We start from the raw sequence: 16781 nt of genomic DNA on the forward strand, positions 1-16781 counted from the left end.
GGTTACGCTGGCGAATGCACCGAGCCGGTTTATTTGCGCACCGGCGCGAAGGCACGGTGCGTACAAAACATCGGCACCCCCGCCGCGTCGAATCGCGTCGCTTCCCCCGTTGAGAGAGTCGTCATGCCGGGTCCTGGCAGTGTTGGAGAACGCGTCCGTGATCTGCGGCTGACCCGCCGCATGTCGCAGGCACAACTGGCCGGGCACGACCTTTCCGACAGCTATATCTCACTCATCGAGTCAGGCAAGCGCACGCCGACGCCCGCGGTGCTGAAGCTGCTGTCGGAACGGCTCGGCTGCACGCCGGAGTACCTGTCGGAGGGCATCGAGCCCGAGCAGCGCGCGCACATCGAGGTGCTGGCCAGGCACTGCGAACTCGCCCTGCACGCCGGACGCCCCGACGACGCCCTGCGCGGCTTCGACGACGTCATAGCCGCCGACGACAACCCCGACCTCACCCTGCGCGCGCGCTGGGGACGTGCCCGCGCGCTTGAACAGCTCGGCCGCACGACCGAGGCGATCGCCGGGTTCGAGGAGCTGCGCGAACTCGCCGAACGCGACGCGGGACGCACCAGCTGGCTTCCGTCGGTCATCGCGCTGACCCGCTGCTACCACACGGTCGGCGACCTCGGCCAGGCCGTCTCGCTGGGCGAGCGCGCGCTGGGTCGGCTCACCGGCCTCGGGCTGACCACCGGACCCGACCTCGCCGAGGTCGCGCGCGTCCTGCTGCTCGCACACCTCGACCGCGCCGACGCCGAACGGACGCGTGAGCTCACCGCACTGCTCGGCGACGACCGCGACGTCGCCGAGGCGTACTACGACGCGAGCCGCCGCGCGCTCGGCGAAAGCGCGCTCGGGGACGCCATCTACCTCGCCGAACAGGCGCTGTCGGCCGCCGCGACCCATGGGCGGGACACCTCGCGGGCCCGTCTACGGGTCGCCGGAGCGCGCGCGCTGGTGCGCGGCGACGGGCAGGACAACCTGCGCGCGCTTGAACTGCTCACCTTGGCCGCGCCCGATCTGCACGGAGACGAAGCGACAGTCTGCGTCATCGAGTCGGCGCGCGCGCTCGTCAGGCTCGGGCGGCTTGACGAGGCCGTCGGGCGGCTCAGGGAGACGCTCGCTTCGCTGCCCGGGCAGCTCGATCCGATCGCCGTCCAGGCCCAGCTCGTCCTGGCCTCGGCGCAGCTCGCGCAGCACGACGTCCAGGGCGCGCTCGGGGTGCTGCGGACCACGGCCGCGCAGCTCGAGCGGCTGCCCGCGTCGCGGCACACCGCGTCGCTGTCGCGCGAGCTCGGCGACCTGTTCGACGCCGCGGGCGACGGCGGTGCGGCCACCAACGCCTACCGGCGCGCGCTGGAGTCCGTCGGGCTGCGGCCGACGCAGCGGACCACCCAGTTCGCCGAACGCTGAGGCGTTCAGCCGATCAGGCGGCCCTCGATCTCGACGTCGGGGGAGATCGCGCGCAACCGCGTCGCCAGGGCCTCGCCCGCGGCGTGCAGGCGTTCCAGCGGGTAGGGCTCAAGGCGTTCCAGCAGGAACAGGGCGTCGCGCGTGTCGTCGGTGATGCGGGTGCGCGCGCACTGCCGCCAGTTCCAGCGGCGGCACGTGACGCCGATGTCGTCGCGCCACACGACCTCGCCCGCCACGGGCGGCTCGTCCTCGCCGAACGTCTCCGTGCCTTCGGCGACGGTCAGGACCGCGGCGCCCGCGTAGTGGTCGAGGTCCTCGCCGCCGATCGGGAGCGCGTACTCGACGCTGACGGCGTTGTAGGCGTCGACGACACGGCTGATGGACGGCAGCTTGTCGGCGCGGCGCAGCAGCGCGTCCACCGAAGGACGGGTTCGGTTGGGTTTCGCGCCGAACGCCCGGTATGCCGCACGCCATGCGACGACGTGTGGATCGTCCGGGTCCGCCTCGCGGGCCGCCGCGGCGAGCCAACCGTGCGACTGCGCGTCGCCCGGGCCGTTGGCGAGGCCGCGCGCCGTCATCGCGAGCACGGCGAAGTCCGGACGCAGCGCGCGGACCTGGTCGGTGACGACGATCTTCTCGAGCATCAGCTCAGTATGCCGCGCTGAGCGCGCCCGTCGCCGACTCGCGCCGGTGCGCCGCGTCCTCCGGCACGCCCACGTCGAACCACACGCGGGTGCCGTCCGGGTCGCGGGTGATGCCCCAGCGCGACGCGCACGCGTCGAGCAGCTCGCTGCCCCTCCCCTCGGTCGACTCCGCGCCCACCCGGCAGAAGCACGGGACGGTCTGCGCGCCCGCGTCGGCGACGACCACGCGCGCCCACGTGTCGGTGCGGCTGACCGTCACCGTGAAGAAACCGCCGGGGCCTCCGCTTCCGGTGTGCTCCACCGCGTTCGTCACCGTCTCGCTCACCAGCAGGATCGCGTCCTCCCGTCCGGCGTGCTCCTCACCCAGCGCGCGGCCCACAAAACGGCGGGCCCGACGCACCTGGTCGGCCCTGCCTGGGAAACGCACGCTGCTCACCTGTGCGGCCATACTTGCCCCCACTCGAACTACGGCGAGTAATCACCCGATGTCCGATGGTCTCGTCAAGGACCGGGCTACGCAACCGATTCCGTCGTTTCCCCAGGCCACAGGCGCGCCCTTCGGTGGCGTCGGGGGGCGCTTGTTGGTGACTTTCGGTGATCGTCGGGGCTAGGCGAGGGCGTTGAGGGCGGCGATCTGCTCTGGCGTCAGCTCGAGTTCGGCGGCGGCGAGGTTGGCGGCGAGGTGCTCGGGATCGGCCGTGCCGGGGGTCGGGAGGAGCACCGGCGAGCGGTGCAGCAGCCACGCGAGCGCGACCTGGGCGGGCGTCGCCTCGCAGGCGCGGGCGACCTCGGCGACGCGCTCGTCGGAGGCGGCTTTTCTGGGGGAATCGCCCGCGCAGGGCAGGAACGCGATCGCGCGCTCCTCGCACAGCTCGAGCAGGGCGGTCGCGGAACGGTCGAACATGTGGAAACGCTGCCGGACCGAGACGATCTCGGTGATCTCCAACGCGGCGCGCAACTGCGCCGCGCTGACGCCGTCGAGGCCGATGTGCCGGATCTTGCCCTCCTCGCGCAGCTCGACCAGCGCGCCGAGCTGCTCGGTGAGCGGGACCTGGGGGTCGATGCGGCCGAGGGTGAACAGGTCGATCGTGTCGAGGCGCAGGCGTTCTAGGCTCGCCTCGCAGTCGGCGCGCAGGGCCTGCGGCCTGCCGTCGATGTGCCACTCGGTCGCCGACGTGCGCGCGACGCCGCCCTTCGTCGCGACGATCAGGCCCAGCGGATACGGGTGCAGCGCCTCGGCGACGATCTCCTCGGCGAGCCCCGGGCCGAAATCGCCCGCGGTGTCGATGAGGTCGACGCCCGCCTCGACCGCGCTTTGGAGCAGCCGGACGGCGTCGGCGCGCTCGCCGCGCGGGCCCCAGTGGCCGTCGCCGACGAACCGGGCGGTGCCGAAACCGAGCCGGTGCACCGGAAGATCACGGCCGATGAAGAACAGTCCGAACGACATGACGGCGACTTTACCCCGGTCCCCGACATCCCGCGCCGCACGAGTCAGCCCCGAGTCAGCCCAGCTCAGGCCCACCCGCCCTGCCATAACTGACAATTCGTAGCATTGACTGCTGGCTTTTTCCTTCTTTGCCCCCATATAAGCCCTACCCGGCTGCGACCACACTGGTGCTCGCGGCCGGTTCTGCCGGCAGGTGTCGGGGAGACACCGTTCCGGTGTCGTGTGGTGCGGTCACACGACACCGGAACCACCCCCGTGCGGGGTCAGGTCGAGGGCGCGCGCGACCGCCGCGACCAGCCTGCCGGCGTGGTCGGGAACGTGCCGAGGGGCCCAGTCGGCGACCAGGGCGAGAAAGTCCTTCAAGTCCCGTTCGGCCTGCTCCAGGCCGGTCGCGAGCTCCGCGACCGTCGTCTCGATCACCGGGCTGTCGTCGTGTTCGGCGTCCACAACAAGCCGCACCAGGTCTCCATCACGCTCGGCCCCGGGCGACGGATCGTGCCCGAACCAGCCGCCCACCCCTTCATCCACCACACGCGACCACTCACGCCACTCCTCAAGCCCACAACAGCACCCTGGCAGCAACACCCCGTCCCCCGAATTTCCGCCACGCGTGGGCCGGGTCTAAACGGGGTCGCCGACGAGGGCGCAGAGGTTCCCGATCCGCTGCTTCAGCAGCGGGGTGTCCGGGGTGCGCGCGTCGGCCCACTGGTCCCAGAGGCCGCCGGGGACGAGGAACGCGGCGGCCCGATCGGCGTCAAGCTGCTCGTCCAGGCACAGGAGCGAACCCATCGCCCAGAACTGGTCATACCGACATTCCGGACGGCGAAGATAGCGATCCAGGTACGCGACGAGCAGCTCGGCGTCCTCGTCCGTACCGAACAGGGTCAACGCAATGCAGTAGCCCTGCCCCGCAAAACAGAGTTCGCTCGCCAGCAGAAGCTCCCCAAGGCGCGCCCTGAAGCCCGACCGACGCCCGACACCGATCAGCCAGGCGGCGGTGAGACGCGGCCGCCAGTTCGGCTCAAGCAGAACCGCGAGCTCCCGATCACCGATCTCCCCGGCATCACGCCTGAGCTCCCCGACAAACCGCCCAACCTCCGGCCCATCCGCAAAACCACCATGCAAAAGCCGCATATACCGACTTCCCCTGGGCGGATCAGCACTCGCAACAACATACCGATCAATCAGCTCGGCCTTGGGGTCCGTCGCCATGGCCTCGTCACCCCGTTGCCATGTCTACGAAGCGGCTGTAGTGACCCTGGAAGGCGACGGTTACGGTGGCGGTGGGGCCGTTGCGGTGTTTGGCGACGATGAGGTCGGCTTCGCCGGCGCGGGGGGACTCCTTCTCGTAGGCGTCCTCACGGTGCAGCAGGATCACCATGTCGGCGTCCTGCTCGATGGACCCGGACTCGCGGAGGTCGGAGACCATGGGGCGTTTGTCGGTGCGCTGTTCGGGGCCTCGGTTGAGCTGGGAGAGGGCGATGACGGGGACCTGGAGTTCCTTGGCGAGGAGCTTGAGGGAGCGGGAGAACTCCGAGACCTCCACCTGGCGGCTTTCGACGCGTTTGCCGGAGGACATCAGCTGGAGGTAGTCGATGACGACGAGGCGCAGGTCGTGCTGCTGCTTGAGGCGGCGGCACTTGGCGCGGATCTCCATCATCGACATGTTCGGGGAGTCGTCGATGAACAGGGGGGCCTCGGCGACCTCGCTCATGCGGCGGGCAAGACGGGTCCAGTCGTCGTCGTTCATCGTGCCGGAGCGCATCGCGTGCAGGGCGACGCGGGCCTCGGCCGACAGCAGACGCATCGTGATCTCGTTGCGGCCCATTTCCAGGCTGAAGAACGCCGAGGTGAGGCCGTGCTTGATGGACGCGGCGCGCACGAAGTCGAGGGCGAGGGTCGAGTTGTGCGTCGCGACCATGCGGGGGCCCGCGAGGTAGAGGCGGTCGGCGGCATCCACCTGCACGCACTTGACGGGACGTGAGGCGACCCAGCGTACGGCGACGATCCAGCGCGCGCTGGGCGCGTCCGCGCGGAGCTCCTTGTGGGCGCGCTGCTTGACGGGGTCGCGGAAGACCTCTTCGTCGCACGCGAACGCGATCCCGCCCTCGGGGGTCTTCGTGCAGGAGTAGGCGAGGCTCGCAAGGAGTTCCACGACGCCTTCGGCGAGGCGCGCGGGCAGGGGCGGCAGCGTGATCGTGCCGTCGGGTGCGGGGGTCGCGGCGGCGTCGAGGAGACCGGCGAGCAGGGCGCTGCGCTGGGCGAGTGAGGCGCGCAGGTATCCGGCGGGGATCTCCCCTTCGGACGGCCGCTCGTCGGGGATATCCCCAGCCTGTGGATGGTCGGCGAGGTCGCCCTCGACGCGCATCTCCACCTCGGCGGACAACGCCGCGCCCGTGACGGCGGCGGCGAGGCGCGCGCCGAACGCATAGGGCGGGACCGCGAGCCGCGCGGGCGGCAGCCGCAACGGCTCGTGCAGGGCGACCGCGTGATTGGGCGCGCCCTCGGGGGTGCGTACCTCGGACGCGATCGCCTCAGTCGTCACCACGGCCCGCGTGCCTGCGGCGTCGCGGGTCGTCCACAGGTGCGCGGCGTCGGCGACGATCCGCGCGCCGTCATCGAACTCGACCTCGTAACAGGGACGGTCCGCCATCACCTCGCTGACCGCCATGACGGTGACGGGACCGCCGTCGGAGCCGAGCAGCAGATCGCCCGGCGCGACCGCGCGCATGGTGGTCCATCCCGACGGGGTGGGCAGCGGGGTGTCGAGATCGAGCGCCTTGCCCATCGCGGGACGCGCCGCGATGACGACCATCTGGCCCGCGTGCAGGCCGTTGGTGAGGGCGTCGAGATCGGTGAAGCCGGTGGGGACGCCGACCATCGAGCCGTCGCGGCTGCCGATCGCCTCGATCTCATCGAGCGCGCCGGGCATGATGTCGCTGAGCTGGAGGTAGTCCTCGCCGGAGCGCTTGTCGGCGATCGCGTAGACCTCGGCCTGTGCCTGGTCGAGCAGATCGTCGGCGTCGGCGCCCGCGGAGTAGCCGAGCTGCACGATGCGGGTACCGGCCTCGACGAGGCGGCGCAGCACCGAGCGTTCCTGGACGATCTTCGCGTAGTACCCGGCGTTGGCGGCGGTGGGCACCGAGTTGATGAGCGTGAACAGATACGGCGCGCCGCCCGTGCGGGTGTGCTCGCCGCGCTTGGTGAGCTCGGCCCCGACGGTGACGGCGTCGGCCGGTTCGCCGCGCCCGTAGAGGTCGAGGATGACGTCGTAGATGACCTGGTGGGCGGGGCGGTAGAAATCGGTGGAGCGCAGCTCCTCGACCACGTCGGAGATGGCGTCCGGCGCGAGCATCATGCCGCCGAGCACGCACTGCTCGGCGTTGAGGTCGTGCGGTGGGACCCGCTCGAACTCCGACTCCTGCCTGGGGATCTCGGCGATGCTCACCCCGCAACACCTCCGCTCTCCAGGGCAGACCCGCCCCACTGTTCTAACCCGGCCGTCTGACATTCTCGGACTGAAGTCGGCGGACTCCAACCCGAGCCTGTGGATAACCCTGTGGACGACCTGTGCAGAGACCCCGCCAGCCTGTGGATAACCTGTGGACAACTTGGGGACAACCGCGTTGCCAGATCACGAAATGAGGCCCTGAGCTGCGGAAACACGATCCACACCCTGTGGACGGTGAAATCCGTCGAGAAAACATCGACGGGGAGATCCTGCGGCTCGCCATACCGGCCTTTTTCGCCCTCGTCGCCGAGCCGCTGTTCCTGCTGTCCGACGCCATGATCGTGGGACGGCTCGGCACCGCGCAACAGGCCGGGCTGACCGTCGCGGGGCAGGCGATGTCGACCGTCGTCGGCTGCTGCGTGTTCCTCGCCTACGCCACGACCGCCGCCGTGGCGCGTCAGGTGGGCGCGGGACGGCTCCGTGCCGCGACGCGGCAGGGCGTCGACGGGATCTGGCTCGCGCTCCTGCTCGGCGCGCTCATCGTCGTCGTCGGCCTGCCTACGAGCGACGCGATCGTCGGATTCCTCGGCGGGAACTCCTACGCGACCGAATATCTGCGGGTCGCCCTTCTCGGCGCGCCCGGCATGCTCATAGTCCTCGCCGGGACGGGCATCCTGCGCGGCCTGCAGAACGGGCGCTTCCCCCTCGTCGTCTCCGTCGCGATGTTCGCGGCGAACCTCGTGCTGAACGTGCTGTTCGTGCTCGTGCTCGAGTGGGGCATCGCGGGGTCGGCTTGGGGCACCGTCGCGGCGCAGACCGGGGGCGGACTCGTCTACCTGTACGCAGTCGCGTCCTTGGCGCGGCGTCACGGCTCCGGGTTGCGGCCCGACCTTCGCGGGCTGCGTACGGCGGCCGCCTCCGGCTTCGCGCTCGTCATCCGTACGGTGACGCTCCAGGCAACGCTCGTCATGTCCACCCGTGCGGCCGCGCACCAGGGCACGGATGCAGCGGCCGCGTACGGGATCAGCTCGCGCGTGTGGCTGCTGTCTTCGTTCCTGCTCGACGCCGTCGCCATCGCGGGGCAGTCGCTGCTGGGACGTCATCTGGGGGCCGGTGAAGTCGAGCGCGCGCGTGCCGTCACGCGGCGGATGCTGTGGTGGGGGCTCGGCGCGGCGTGCGCGTTCGGCGCGCTGCTGCTGGCCACCCGTACGTTGATCCCGCCTCTGTTCGACGCCTCCCCCGGCGTAGCCTCCCTGCTGACCAGCGCGCTTGTGGTCGTCGCGCTCATCCAGCCGCTCGGCGGGCTCGTCTTCGTCCTCGACGGCGTGCTCATCGGCGCGGGCGACATGCGCTACCTCGCCTGGGCGGGTGTGGCGACCCTCGCCGCGTTCGTTCCCGCGGTGTGGCTGGCCGCCGATCACGGCATCGTCGCACTGTGGCTCTCCCTCGGCTGGTGGATGCTGGCCAGGCTCGTCACGCTTGGCCTGCGCGCACGCTCCGGGCGCTGGCTCGTGACGGGCGCGGTGCGATAAGGACTGCCCCCGACTCCCGGTTCGAAAACATGCTCGAATTGTCAGTGGGGCACGCTAGACTTCGAACATGCGTTCACCACACGGGGAGAGGCTGGCCCGGCTCAGCCAGGCGATCGACGAGCTGTCGGCGCACGGTCTCGCCGGCCTGCCTCCGGATCTGCTCGCCGAGCGGGTCGAGCACATCTTCACACTGGTGGAAGGCATTGACCCCGAGTCCGCCCGGCGGCGCACCCGTCGGGCCGTCATCGAGAACTGAGGGAGGGCGTCACAGGTCGGTGGAGGCGGGGGCGACCCACAGGCCGCCCTGGAGCAGCAGCGTGAGGACGAGGAACAGCAGCGAGAGGTAGCCGACGACCAGCCCGGCCAGCGCGAGGCCGCGGCCGCGTTCGTCGCGCCTGGCGATCTGGCGGAGGGCGAGGTGGCCGAAGACCACGGCGAGCAGGCTGCCGAGCCAGCACGCCCACAGCAGTCCGCAGACCAGGGCGGCGACGGCGTAGGGGTTCATGCGGCGCATCGGGCAAGTCTCCCCGAGCCGCGCGCGCCGGACCAGACCCGCGCGCGGACGGGCATCGGGCGGATCTGTCGGAAACGGACGAGGCCCGCATCCTCGCGGATACGGGCCTCGTGCGGCTTGCGCGGAGCGTCAGGCGACGTTCAGGTTGACCGTGCCGCTGATCTCCGGGTGGAGGCGGACGGTGACCTGGTGCGCGCCCACGGTCTTGATCGGGTTGCCGATCTCGATGCGGCGCTTGTCGAGGTCAGGGCCACCGGCGGCCTTGACGGCCTCGGCGATGTCCCCGGCGGTCACGGCGCCGAACAGGCGGCCGCTCTTGCCGGACTGGGCCTTGACGACGACCTTGAGGCCCTTGAGGGAGTCGGCGACTTCCTTGGCCTGGTCGAGCGTCGCGATCTCGCGGGCGGCACGCGCCTTCTTGATCACGGCGATCTGCTTCTCGGCGCCCTTGGTCCACTGGATCGCGAACTGGCGCGGGACGAGGTAGTTGCGGCCGTAGCCGTCCTTGACCTCGACGACGTCGCCCGGCGCACCGAGGCCGGCCACCTGCTGGGTGAGGATGAGCTTCATGATGTTCGTCCCCTTCCTAGCGAGCGGTCGAGGTGTACGGGAGCAGCGCCATCTCGCGCGCGTTCTTGATCGCCGTGGCGACGTCACGCTGGTGCTGGGTGCAGTTACCCGTCACCCGGCGAGCACGGATCTTGCCGCGGTCGGAGATGAACTTCCGCAGAAGGGTCGTGTCCTTGTAGTCCACGTAGGAGATCTTCTCCTGGCAGAACAGACAGACCTTCTTCTTCGGCTTGCGGGGCGGTGGCTTGGCCATCGTGGTGCTCCTAGGATGCAGAGCCCTGCGTTACGCAGGAATGGACATTTTGGACAGATTACTTGTTAGAACGGGGGCTCGTCGGAGTAGCCGCCGCCGGACGGGGCGCTGGTGGCCCACGGGTCGTCTGCGGGCTGGCCGCCGCCCTGGCCGCCGGAGGAGTAGTTCCCCCCGCCGCCCTGGTAGCCGCCGCCGCCACCCTGCTGGTAGCCGCCGCCTTGGCCGCCACCGGAGTAGCCGCCTCCGCCGCCGAAGGAACCGCCGCCCTGACGGGAGGTCTTGGTCACCTTGGCCGAGGCGTTCTTCAGGGAGGGGCCGACCTCGTCCGCCTCGATCTCGTAGACGGTGCGCTTCTCGCCCTCGCGCGTCTCGTAGGAACGCTGCTTGAGGCGTCCCTGCACGATGACGCGCATGCCGCGCTGGAGGCTCTCGGCGCAGTTCTCCGCCGCCTGACGCCAGACGTTGACCGTGAGGAAGAGGCTCTCGCCGTCCTTCCACTCGTTGGTCGCCTTGTCCAGGAAACGCGGCGTGGACGCGACCCGGAAGGACGCGACGGCCTGCCCGGACGCGGTGAACCGCAGGTTCGGGTCCTCGACGAGATTGCCGACGAGGGTGATCGTGGTGTCGCCTGCTGCCATGGGTTAACGCTCCCGCCTGGAGTGTGGGGCCGGTCGCCGGAGGACTAGTGGACCTCGGGACGCAGAACCTTGGTGCGCAGCACCGACTCGCTCAGGTTGAGCTGGCGGTCCAGCTCCTTGACCAGCGCGGGCTCAGCGGTGAGGTCGACGACCGCGTAGATGCCTTCGGACTTCTTCTGGATGTCGTACGACAGACGCCGACGACCCCAGACGTCGACCTTCTCAACCGAACCGCCGCCGGTCTTGACGACGTTCAGGAACTGGTCGACCGTGGGGGTGATCGCGCGCTCGTCGAGCGACGGGTCGAGGATCACCATGACTTCGTAGCGACGCATGAGGTCCCTACCTCCTCTGGACTGATGCGGTCACGGCGTGTCCGTGACAGGAGGGCTAGCTGCCTGCCCCGTCCGTGCCCTGCGCACAGTACGGGACCGGACCACACTACCAGCGCGTCACAGGTCGTCATGCCGCGTTGGCACGCCGCCTGTCCAGCTCGGCCATGAGGTCGAACATCCGGGCGCGCATGCGTGCCGTCTGGGTCGTCAAGGTGGACAGCTCGTCGATCAGGGCGTGGTCGTCGAGCTGGGCGAACTCGCTGACCCGCTGCTCGGCTGGGCTGTGCGCCTCATCACTGGGTGCCGGGGTCCGCTGTGCTGGGTTCCTCACTGTCCATCCTCCTCCCTATCGAAGTCGTGTTCGACTCTAGCCGCTGCGGGTGACAAAACGGGGTCCAAGCTGTGGACTCGCCGATAATCTGACTCGTATGCGCATCGGAGCCCACGTCAGAGCAGTCGATCCGATCGAGGCGGCGGCCGAGGTCGGGGCCGAGGTCGTCCAGATCTTCATCGGCGATCCGCAGAGCTTCAAGGCGCCCGTCGCGCCCGAGGGGCTCGCCGAGGCGGTGGCCGCGTCGGACGTCGAGGTGTTCGTGCACGCGCCCTACCGGATCAACGTCGCCACCACCAACAACCGGATCCGCATCCCCAGCCGCAAGCTGCTCCAGCAGCACCTGCACGCGGCCGCGGGGATCGGGGCCAAGGGGCTGATCGTGCACGGCGGCCACCTCGGCGAGGACGACGACCCGCAGGTCGGGTTCGACAACTGGCGCAAGGTGTTCGAGCGTCTGGAATGCCCGATCCCCGTCCTCATCGAGAACACCGCGGGCGGCGGCAACGCGATGGCGCGGCGGTTCGACAGGATCGCCCAGCTCTGGGACACCCTCGACGGCGTCGAGGGGTTCGCCGAGAACGTCGGCTTCTGTCTTGACACCTGCCACGCGCACGCGGGCGGCGAGGCCCTGGTCGACGCCGTTAGCCGGATCAAGGCGATCACCGGCCGGATCGACCTCGTGCACTGCAACGACAGCCGCGACGCGTTCGACTCGGGCGCCGACAGGCACGCCAACCTGCGCAAGGGGCAGATCGACCCCGAGCTGATCCTCGCGGTCTGCCGGGAGGCCGCCGCCCCGATCGTCGTCGAGACGCCGGGGGACGGACAGGCCGAGGACATCGCCTGGCTGCGGGAGTCCCTGTAGCGCGCTAGGAGTCGAGTTGGGGCAGGTCGGGCAGGTCGTCCGGCCCGGCCGGGAGCAGGACGAACATCGGGGTGTCGCTCTCGGCCCAGGCGTCGACGGCGTCGGCGAAGACGTCGAGGGCCGTGGTGAAGGCGTCGGGGTCGGCGGCGTTCAGGTCGCGCCAGCCCGGCCAGACGATCAGGTAGCCGGACCGCGCGGGCAGCCACTCCATGTCGGTGAGCAGGTCGTAGAAGGCGTCCCAGCTCTCGGCGTTGTAGTACTCGGGGAACTCCAGGACCTCGCCCGCGCGCTCCAGGAACGCGTCCTTGCCTTCGGCCGGGCCGAGGCCGAACACCTCCCACCCGGCGTCTTCCGCGGCGATGAGCCACGGCGGCATCTCCACGTCGGAATGCCCGCCGCCCATGGCGAGCGGAAGCGCGAGCCGCCCTTCGGCGGTTCTCTTGGGGGCCGCCGGAGAAGGCGCCTTGCGCACCGTCCGGAACAGCTCCTCCTGGTCGATCTCCCAACGGTAGACGCCGGGCGTCCCATGGCCGGCGATCACGTCTTCGAGCCCCTGCATGCCTTCCTCAGCCGGTGATCCGCAGGAATGTGCGGTAGTGGTCGGGCGAGTAGTAGCGCTCTCCGCCCTCGCCCACGATGATCCGTCTCGGGCCCCTGCCTTCGCGGCCGGGGGTGGCGACGGTGAACTCGCGATAGTACCCGCGTGGGTTGGCCGGGAGGAGCCGCTCCCGGTTGAGGAACACCGAACCGTCCCTGCGGTAGGGGAACGGGCCGCCCGCCGCGATGAGCGTCAGGGTCTTCTGGGCGGCCTTGGGGAGGTCCGCGAAGGCGATCGACGGGTACGCGGTGGTCTCCACCGCCGTCCGTACCGTGGCCGAGTGGGTCCCGCAGGCGGGAGCGGTCAGCGCCAGGAGCACGGGCAGGACCACGCGCATCGCCTTGATCACGTTGCGTGATCCTAGGGCGGCGGTCGGGTCAGACGCCGAAACCCCAGTTCAGCAGGCGGGTGGCGTCGGTGAAACGGCGTCCGGGGGTGGGCGATCCGAGGACCACGCCTATCTGGGTCTTCTTACCGCGCTCGGCGGCGAACAGAAGGCAGTAGCCCGCCTTGGACGTGTATCCCGTCTTGATGCCCAGGCCGCCCTTGTACTTGCCGATGAGGGTGTTGGTGTTCTTCCACGTGTAGGAACGGCCGTTGAGGCTGCGGACCGTCACCTTCTTGGTGGCGATGACCTTCTTGAGCGTCGGGAAGCGCAGCGCGTAACGGCCCAGCTTCACCTGCTCGGCGGCGGTCGAGTACGTCGAGTACTGCGACGGGTAGGGCAGGCCGTCGAAGTTGGCGTACTTGGTGTTCTTCAGGCCGAGGCGCTTGGCCTCGCGGTTCATCTTCTTGACGAACGCGTCGTAGCCGGGGCCGTAGGTGTCGGCGAGCGCGGCGGCGGCGTCGGCTCCCGACTCGAGCATGGTGCCGTACATGAGATCGCGGACCTTGACGCGGTCGCCGACGATGAGCCTCGCCTCGGTCGCGCCCCACTTGTCGCCGTATGTGGTGTATTTCCGCTTGATCTTGACGGGCCGGTCGAGGTTCTTCTCCTCGCGGAGCACAACGACGACCGTCATCACCTTGGCGAGGCTCGCGATGGGACGTCTCGCCGTGGCGTTGGACTTCCAGATCGTCTTGCCGTTGAGGCTGAGCAGGCCCGCCGCGGCCTTGACCGTCGGCGGTTTCGGGCCGGCGGCAGAGGCCGGAGCGGCGGGGACGGCGACGAGGGCGGTTCCCACGGCCACGGAGACGATCAGCTTGCGCACGGCGCTCCCGGATCATGCGTTTTGGGGGACGGTCGACCACCCTGTCAGTCGGCACTGACGTCACGCAAACCACACCTGCCCCGAAAATAGTTATCCACAGATTTGATCGCTGTCCGTTATAGGGCAATTGCGGAGTGCATGATTCAGGCATGACACAGACGAGCTTGTTTCAGAACCCGCACAGCCGGTACGCGTTCGTGAGCCTCGCCGGGGGCATGCGCCGGATCGACCTTCTCGCGCCCGAGGGCGTCCTCAGGCTGCGGACCGCGGCGTGTCTGTGGGGGCTTGAGCTGCCCCGGATGCCCGTCGAGGCCGTGCCGTTGGAGGCGGCGCTTCCCGATCCGCGCGGCGCGCCCATGCCGTCGCGTGACGTCACGGAGAAGGACGGGCGGCTTCTCACGTCGCTCGAGCGGACGGTGTTCGACTGCGCGCGGGAGCTCGCGCGTTATGACGCGCTGGCGGTCGTCGACCAGGGGCTGGCCCGGGGCGTCAGGAGGGAGGCGCTCGCCGCGCGGGCCCGTCGGGCGCGCGGTCCCGGGGCGAGGCAGGCCGTGGCCGTCATCGCGATGGGCGACGCGGGGGCGGAGTCGCCGGGCGAGTCGCTGGTGCGCGGGGTCGTCGTGGACGCCGGGTTCCCGCGCCCGTCATGCCAGGTGCCCGCCCTCCCGACGCGCTACCGGGTCGACCTCGGCCACGCCGGATACCGCTGCGCCCTCGAGTACGACGGGGACGCCTTCCACAGCGGCCGCGTCAACCGGGCCCGCGACGCGGTCCGGCACGCCGCCCTCGCGGCCGCGGGCTGGCGCGTCCTGCCCGTCAACGGCGAGTTCCGGCGCGACCCCGCGCCCTTACCTGGACGCCTGGCTCACCATGCTCCAGAACGCGGGCTGGACCCCCACCCCGGCCCACCTCGCCCGCATCGCCACCCGCATCACCCGCCTGCGCCGCCGAGCGCCCCGCCGTTAGCCGGGCAGGTGGGACGGGCGATGGGGGTCAGCCGGTCCATTGGCCCTGGGTGAAGGAGGCGGTGAAGGCGGCCATGAGCGGGAGGGAGATGGCCAGGTAGAGGCCGAGGAGCCAGCGGTGGCGGGCGAAGAGGTGGCCCAGCAGGATCCAGAGAGGGAACCACAGGAGGGTGGCGCGGCCTATGGAGAGGTAGAAGCTCGAGGTCATGAAGGCGGCGAGCTGGGTGCCGACGTAGACGGTCTCCGGCCACTGGCGCCGGTAGACGAGCCAGATGACGAGGGCGACGCCGACCGCGGCGGCGGCGATCTCGACGCGGAAGGCGTTCGTCCACTCGGACTGGATCTCGAACGCGTTGTACCAGGTCGTCTTGAACGACTCCCACGGCATGACGGTCTGCCGGTTCCAGCCCTTCTCCTGGGCGTGCTGCCAGGCCATCATGTCGCCGGTCCGGTACCACTGGTAGCCCATGTACGCCGCGATCGAGGCGAACGGGGCCGCCAGCAGCGGAAGCTTGCGCCAGTTCCGCGCCTTGGCGCCGTGCTCGCCGACGAAGAACTCGACGACGAGCGCGAGCGCGAGGAACAGGCCGGTGATGCGGACGACCGACGCGGCGGCGGCCAGGAGCGCGGCGTACTCCCAGCGTCCCTTCTTGGCGAGCAGCCAGGCGGGGAGGGCGAGCGCGAGGAACAGCGCCTCGGAGTACGCGGCGAACAGGAACACCGCGCACGGGCTCGTGATGATCGCCAGCACGGCGAGGAACCCGGGATGCCCCCACCAGCTCTCGGTCCTCGCCAGCGTCCCCGTACCCGGCCCCCTGCCGATCCGCTCGGCCGTCCCCACGACGGCTCTCCCCCCAGCCCGCCGCGTACTACCCCCAACAGCCCCAAACCCCCCCGAACCCCTCTCAAAGGAGGCAATCCCCGACACACCAGACCCATTCCCAACCCCAGACGCCCACCCGGCCCCAGCGGCGCGCCCGTCCCTAGCGGCGTGCCCGGCTTCAGAGACCCGTCCGGCCCCAGAAGCGTGCCCGGCCTCGGAGACGTGACCGGTGCCGGAGCCGGACGCCCACCCGGCCTCGGAGACCTGGCCTGACCCGGACGTGCGCCCGGCCTCAGCGGCCTGGCCGGTGCCGGAAGCGTGCCCGGACTGAGCGGCCTGGCCGGTGCCGGAAGCGTGCCCGGACTGAGCGGCCTGGCCGGTGCCGGAAGCGTGCCCGGACTGAGCGGACTGGTCGGGGCCGGACGTGCGCCCGGCCTCAGCGGCCTGGTCGGGGCCGGAGGCGTGCCCGGACTGGGCGGCCTGGTCGGGGCCGGAGCCGTTGGCGGACTCGGAGCCGCGGTCGCCGGGGTCGAACGAGGACCAGGCCGCCGCGCCGCCGCCCCCGGAGCCGCGCGCGGACTCTGACGCCCGCCCGGGCCCGGAGACCTGGCCTGGGCCAGAGGCGTGGCCGGACTCGGAGGCGTGCCCGGACTCGGAGGCGTGGCCGGGGCCGGAGCCGGAGGCGTGCCCGGAGCCGGAGGCGTGCCCGGAGCCGAAGGCTTGGCCGGGGCCAGAGGCGTGGCCGGAGCCGGAGGCGTAGCTGGACTCGGAGGCGTGGCCGGGCCCGGAGACCTGGCCGGGGGCGGGGGCGGGGCCGGAGGCGTGTGCGGGGCCGGGGGCCTGGCGGGGGCCGGAGGCGTAGCTGGACTCGGCGTCGGGGCTGGGGTCGGGGGCGTCTCCGGAGTTGGGGGCTTCGCTGGGGTGGGGTGGCGAGGGGGGTGAGGTGTCGTCGGGTTGGGTGGGGGCGGAGGTCCTGGCGGATTTTGTGGGGTGGGGGGTGCCGTTTGAGGGGTGGGTGGTGGAGGAGGCGGGGGTGGCGGGATTTGGTGGGGTGGGGGGCTTGGTGGGCTTGGGGGGGTGGGGGGTGGGGAGGGTGGGGGGGGTTAGGCGGGAGAGGGTTGTGGCGACTATGGGGCCGGCGAGGAGGGAGATGAGGAGGCCGGCGGCTCGGTAGTCGGAGACGATGAG

At 70.7% G+C, this 16781-nt stretch carries 21 protein-coding genes; 5 read left to right on the forward strand and 16 right to left on the reverse strand.

The genetic code is table 11. The features are described from left to right. Positions 1-123: 123 nt before the first annotated feature. Positions 124-1413 (forward strand): helix-turn-helix domain-containing protein, encoded by a 1290-nt coding sequence (locus R9X44_RS23175; RefSeq protein ID WP_319816352.1) that lies wholly within the window; start codon positions 124-126, stop codon positions 1411-1413. A 5-nt stretch (positions 1414-1418) separates the two neighbouring features. On the opposite strand, the gene R9X44_RS23180 is transcribed toward R9X44_RS23175, so the two are convergent. The 6 genes from R9X44_RS23180 to dnaB all read right to left on the reverse strand — a co-directional run bounded on the left by R9X44_RS23180 (position 1419) and on the right by dnaB (position 6952). Then, entirely contained in the window at positions 1419-2057 is a 639-nt protein-coding gene (locus tag R9X44_RS23180) for a B3/4 domain-containing protein (protein ID WP_319816353.1), read from the reverse strand. 4 nt (positions 2058-2061) lie between these two features. Further along, positions 2062-2493: an ATP-binding protein gene (locus R9X44_RS23185; protein ID WP_319816354.1), complete on the reverse strand. Its 432-nt coding sequence runs from the start codon at positions 2491-2493 to the stop codon at positions 2062-2064. Positions 2494-2664: 171 nt separating this feature from the next. Beyond that, complete coding sequence (locus tag R9X44_RS23190) at positions 2665-3504, reverse strand: aldo/keto reductase (protein ID WP_319816355.1); 840 nt, start codon at positions 3502-3504, stop codon at positions 2665-2667. Positions 3505-3735: 231 nt separating this feature from the next. Then, positions 3736-3963, reverse strand: coding sequence for a hypothetical protein (locus R9X44_RS23195; protein ID WP_319816356.1), 228 nt, complete (start codon positions 3961-3963; stop codon positions 3736-3738). A 162-nt stretch (positions 3964-4125) separates the two neighbouring features. Then, positions 4126-4716, reverse strand: a complete 591-nt coding sequence (locus tag R9X44_RS23200) for a DUF6000 family protein (RefSeq protein WP_319816357.1) — start codon at positions 4714-4716, stop codon at positions 4126-4128. Positions 4717-4723: 7 nt separating this feature from the next. Then, the gene (dnaB, locus tag R9X44_RS23205; RefSeq protein ID WP_319816358.1) at positions 4724-6952 is read right to left on the reverse strand and encodes a replicative DNA helicase; all 2229 of its coding nucleotides are present in this window, start codon (positions 6950-6952) and stop codon (positions 4724-4726) included. A 230-nt stretch (positions 6953-7182) separates the two neighbouring features. Between dnaB and R9X44_RS23210 the strand changes: the two genes are divergently transcribed. After that, entirely contained in the window at positions 7183-8487 is a 1305-nt protein-coding gene (locus tag R9X44_RS23210) for an MATE family efflux transporter (protein ID WP_319816359.1), read from the forward strand. Positions 8488-8554: 67 nt separating this feature from the next. Then, positions 8555-8743, forward strand: coding sequence for a hypothetical protein (locus tag R9X44_RS23215; protein WP_123669664.1), 189 nt, complete (start codon positions 8555-8557; stop codon positions 8741-8743). A 9-nt stretch (positions 8744-8752) separates the two neighbouring features. Here R9X44_RS23215 and R9X44_RS23220 read toward each other — a convergent pair whose 3' ends face one another. The 6 genes from R9X44_RS23220 to R9X44_RS23245 form a co-directional block, all read right to left on the reverse strand. Further along, the gene (locus tag R9X44_RS23220; protein WP_319816360.1) at positions 8753-9001 is read right to left on the reverse strand and encodes a DUF4190 domain-containing protein; all 249 of its coding nucleotides are present in this window, start codon (positions 8999-9001) and stop codon (positions 8753-8755) included. 129 nt (positions 9002-9130) lie between these two features. Further along, positions 9131-9571: a 50S ribosomal protein L9 gene (gene rplI / locus R9X44_RS23225; protein WP_319816361.1), complete on the reverse strand. Its 441-nt coding sequence runs from the start codon at positions 9569-9571 to the stop codon at positions 9131-9133. Between the two features lie 16 nt (positions 9572-9587). Beyond that, the gene (gene rpsR / locus R9X44_RS23230) at positions 9588-9824 is read right to left on the reverse strand and encodes a 30S ribosomal protein S18 (protein WP_123669662.1); all 237 of its coding nucleotides are present in this window, start codon (positions 9822-9824) and stop codon (positions 9588-9590) included. Positions 9825-9889: 65 nt separating this feature from the next. Next, positions 9890-10462, reverse strand: a complete 573-nt coding sequence (locus R9X44_RS23235) for a single-stranded DNA-binding protein (protein ID WP_319816362.1) — start codon at positions 10460-10462, stop codon at positions 9890-9892. 44 nt (positions 10463-10506) lie between these two features. Continuing rightward, complete coding sequence (rpsF, locus tag R9X44_RS23240; protein WP_123669660.1) at positions 10507-10797, reverse strand: 30S ribosomal protein S6; 291 nt, start codon at positions 10795-10797, stop codon at positions 10507-10509. Between the two features lie 127 nt (positions 10798-10924). After that, entirely contained in the window at positions 10925-11128 is a 204-nt protein-coding gene (locus tag R9X44_RS23245; RefSeq protein ID WP_319816363.1) for a hypothetical protein, read from the reverse strand. A gap of 97 nt (positions 11129-11225) precedes the next feature. On the opposite strand from R9X44_RS23245, the gene R9X44_RS23250 reads away from it, so the two are divergent. Further along, entirely contained in the window at positions 11226-11996 is a 771-nt protein-coding gene (locus tag R9X44_RS23250) for a deoxyribonuclease IV (RefSeq protein WP_319816364.1), read from the forward strand. Positions 11997-12000: 4 nt separating this feature from the next. Here the strand turns inward: R9X44_RS23250 and R9X44_RS23255 are convergent, their stop codons facing one another. From R9X44_RS23255 to R9X44_RS23265, 3 genes are read right to left on the reverse strand one after another with little or no spacing between them, the layout of a single operon-like run. Continuing rightward, positions 12001-12555, reverse strand: coding sequence for a barstar family protein (locus R9X44_RS23255; RefSeq protein ID WP_319816365.1), 555 nt, complete (start codon positions 12553-12555; stop codon positions 12001-12003). A gap of 7 nt (positions 12556-12562) precedes the next feature. Further along, the gene (locus R9X44_RS23260; protein ID WP_319816366.1) at positions 12563-12943 is read right to left on the reverse strand and encodes a ribonuclease domain-containing protein; all 381 of its coding nucleotides are present in this window, start codon (positions 12941-12943) and stop codon (positions 12563-12565) included. Between the two features lie 28 nt (positions 12944-12971). Further along, a complete protein-coding gene (locus tag R9X44_RS23265) occupies positions 12972-13805 on the reverse strand; it encodes a D-alanyl-D-alanine carboxypeptidase family protein (protein WP_319816367.1) in 834 nt (277 codons plus the stop codon). Positions 13806-13954: 149 nt separating this feature from the next. On the opposite strand from R9X44_RS23265, the gene R9X44_RS23270 reads away from it, so the two are divergent. Beyond that, positions 13955-14824 (forward strand): hypothetical protein, encoded by an 870-nt coding sequence (locus tag R9X44_RS23270; protein WP_319816368.1) that lies wholly within the window; start codon positions 13955-13957, stop codon positions 14822-14824. Here R9X44_RS23270 and R9X44_RS23275 read toward each other — a convergent pair. Continuing rightward, the gene (locus R9X44_RS23275) at positions 14799-15611 is read right to left on the reverse strand and encodes a hypothetical protein (protein WP_319816369.1); all 813 of its coding nucleotides are present in this window, start codon (positions 15609-15611) and stop codon (positions 14799-14801) included. The two genes, R9X44_RS23270 and R9X44_RS23275, sit on opposite strands and share 26 nt — an antisense overlap. Positions 15612-16781 lie beyond the last annotated feature (1170 nt).

This window comes from Actinocorallia sp. A-T 12471, assembly GCF_033875155.1.
GTDB lineage: Bacteria > Actinomycetota > Actinomycetes > Streptosporangiales > Streptosporangiaceae > Actinocorallia.